General features: G+C 42.1%; 3 protein-coding genes. 2 read left to right on the top strand and 1 reads right to left on the bottom strand.

What is annotated here, in order from left to right; all coding sequences use genetic code 11:
- Positions 1 to 466: 466 nt before the first annotated feature.
- Positions 467 to 673 carry a hypothetical protein gene (locus KTE19_RS12530; RefSeq protein WP_217165347.1) on the bottom strand — a complete coding sequence of 69 codons (207 nt, stop codon included), beginning with the start codon at positions 671 to 673 and terminating at the stop codon, positions 467 to 469.
- 345 nt (positions 674 to 1,018) lie between these two features.
- On the opposite strand from KTE19_RS12530, the gene KTE19_RS12525 reads away from it, so the two are divergent.
- The gene (locus KTE19_RS12525; RefSeq protein ID WP_054747367.1) at positions 1,019 to 1,258 is read left to right on the top strand and encodes a hypothetical protein; all 240 of its coding nucleotides are present in this window, start codon (positions 1,019 to 1,021) and stop codon (positions 1,256 to 1,258) included.
- A 188-nt stretch (positions 1,259 to 1,446) separates the two neighbouring features.
- Complete coding sequence (gene glpK / locus KTE19_RS12520) at positions 1,447 to 2,973, top strand: glycerol kinase GlpK (protein WP_217165348.1); 1,527 nt, start codon at positions 1,447 to 1,449, stop codon at positions 2,971 to 2,973.
- Positions 2,974 to 3,109 lie beyond the last annotated feature (136 nt).

Genomic DNA, 3,109 nt, shown 5'->3' with positions numbered 1-3,109 from the left:
TATATAGGGGAAATCGGGAATCCTGGTTTTGGGATTTAGATCAGGAGCCTCTTGGAAGTTAGTGTCAATTGCGTCGGAGCACGTTATTGCGATATAACGGCGGACAAAAAAATCCTGGTTTTGGATTTTGATTCAGGCGCCCTTATATGTTTAGCACCAGTTTTTCGGAGCACTACTCGGCTATATAGGGGAAATCGGGAATCCTGGTTTTGGATTTTGATTCAGGCGCCCTTATATGTTTAGCACCAGTTTTTCGGAGCACTACTCGGCTATATAGGGGAAATCGGGAATCCTGGTTTGGGATTTAGATCAGGAGCCTCTTGGAATTTAGTGTCAATTGCGTCGGAGCACGTTATCACTGGATATAACGATAATTTTAGTAACGCTTCACTCCCGAAACATTCAAAAAACCAGCCGTAGAAATTCCGAGGCTGGTTCCAAATAATAATAGCTCATCCAATCGAATCTAATTCAGCACCGTCACTTTTCGAATATCATCAAGTCTGATGACCATGACGCCCTTGGCTGGACGCTTTATGAATGCTTGGTCATCATTTACGGCGGCCACTCCGCCGGTAATGGTTTCATCGGGAATTTGAATTGATACAAGTTTGCCATCTTTGTAAGCACTCATCAATTCATTTGAAATTTCTTTGGCTGCAATAGTCATCATGATCACCTCTTATGATAAACTTAAGTATAGTGCATTAAAGCGCGGAATGTAAACATTTTTTAAGGCTTCCCCGAGATATGAAAATATTTTGGTAACACTTTTTGCAAATTAGCGCTAAAGTAGATGTATAGGAATAAGTGTGCGGAGTAAAGCGCTTAGGAACTGGAAGATAAGTCTCCTTATTCAGAAATCCTGGTTTTGGGGATTTTTGAATAAGGTGCTTATGTGCAAGTTCCTGCTTTACGGAGCAGTCCTACTCTCTCTAGCCGAGAAATCCAACCAAGAAACGCCTCAAAGCCAAAAAGATCGGACACCTCCGCACACAACATTGAAAGGGGTATTGAAATGACTGAACGCCAATTGATTCAAGAAATTTTAAATACCGTTGATGTTATTTACAATTTTGTAAACACCGACGACGATAAAAAGGAATATGAGATCGTGATTAACCGCCAAGACGGCGATCACCGACCACTTGAAAATGTCAACAAAGAGATCAAGCATTACTTTACAGATGCTGATTTTAGCTACGATGAAGAATTGAATGATAACGGCGACGACATTCACGTTCAAGTCAAACGATAATTGGTCTAGTTAAAACAATCTTCACAATCATTGTTTGAACAGCAAATTGAATTAAGTGACACATTATGGTATAGTTCATAATGTGCTTTTTTGTTATGATAATGAATTACCGAAGTTATAATAATTGCAATAAATGAAAATGATTTTGTATAATTGAATAAGAATTTTCATCGATTGGAGTGAATTTAATGTTAACAGATCGTCCAAAATATATATTATCCATTGATCAAGGAACCACGAGCACTCGGGCAATGATTTTTGACCACAATGGTAGAAAAGTGATTGAGGCTTTTAAGCCAGTCAAACAATTGATTCCCCATCCAGGTTGGATTGAGACCGATCCAAATGAAATTTGGACTTCAGTTTTGAGCACCATTTCCTCTGCATTTATCGACGCCGGGATTCATCCTGAGGATATTTCAGGAATTGGGATCGTTAACCAGCGTGAATCAACCATTATTTGGGATAAAGAAACTGGCGAGCCAATTTATAATGCCATTGGGTGGCAATCTAAGCAGACTGCACCTTTAGCCCGCAAATTAAAGGATGAGGGTTATTCAAACCTGATCCATAAGAAGACTGGCCTGATCATCGATTCTTATTTTTCAGCTACCAAAGTCCGCTGGATCCTCGATCACGTTGAGGGGGCTCAGGAACGAGCCGAGAAAGGTGAATTGTTATTTGGAACGGTCGATAGTTGGCTTGTGTGGAAACTATCTGGTGGTGAATATCACGTGACTGACTTTTCCAATGCCAGCCGAACGATGCTGTTTAATATTCATGCCCTCAGGTGGGATGACGATATTCTCAAATTGCTTAATATTCCCCGCAAGATATTACCGATCGTTAAAACGTCGAGTGAGCTGTATGGAACGACTAAGAATTATCAATTTTATGGAATTGAAGTTCCAATTGCCGGAATTGCCGGAGACCAGTCGGCTGCGTTGATTGGTCAACTTGCATTTGAGCCGGGGATGATTAAAAACACTTATGGTGATGGTGCCTTCATCATGATGAATACGGGTTCCAAGCCGGAATTGTCCGATGATAATCTACTGACAACAATTGCCTATAATATTGGCGGTCAAGTTACCTATGCGCTTGAGGGATCCATTTTTTCTGCCGGGACTGCGCTGACTTGGTTGAGCGATCAGATGCACTTGATTGATAACGTTGCTGAAACGCGGGATGCTGCGATGCGGTCAACCGATGACGACGAAATTTATGTGGTACCTGCTTTCAATGGATTAGGGGCGCCATACTGGGAACAAGAAGTTCGAGGCGCTGTGTTTGGGCTCACTCGTGGCACGACGAAGGATGACTTTGTCAAAGCCACTCTGCAGTCAATCGCGTATGGAACCAAAGACATCATCCGAACAATGGAGCGGGACACTGACATGTATATCCCAGCATTGCGAGCGGATGGTGGGGCGTCACGGAATCGCTACTTGATGCAGTTCCAAGCAGATATGCTGGATATTCCAATTGAACGGGCAGCCGACGAAAACACGACGGCATTTGGGGCCGCCATTCTTGCTGGGCTTGCCGTTGGTTATTGGAAAGATATCGATGAGGTAAAGAGTCTTGCAGTTGAAGGACGAACCTTTAAACCTGAAATGGACAAGGCAAAACGGAAGCGATTATATCGTGGCTGGAAAGCAGCGGTTAATGCAGCTAGGGCGTTTAAGCCTTCTGATGATGAGGATGACGAATAAAGTGAACAATGAGTGTCAGCTTGATGACAGTTGGCATACAAAAGAGGATGAGCAAATGACCTATACCCCCAAAGTTAAAGTAAAAACTTTAGCTTTGGAGGTATTTTTTATGACTAAGATTTCAAAAGAAACAAAA

The sequence above is a fragment of the Lentilactobacillus dabitei genome, assembly GCF_019061365.1.
Lineage (GTDB): Bacteria > Bacillota > Bacilli > Lactobacillales > Lactobacillaceae > Lentilactobacillus > Lentilactobacillus dabitei.
The sequence above is the reverse complement of the archived record's forward strand: the minus strand, read 5'-3'. Positions and strand labels throughout refer to the sequence as shown.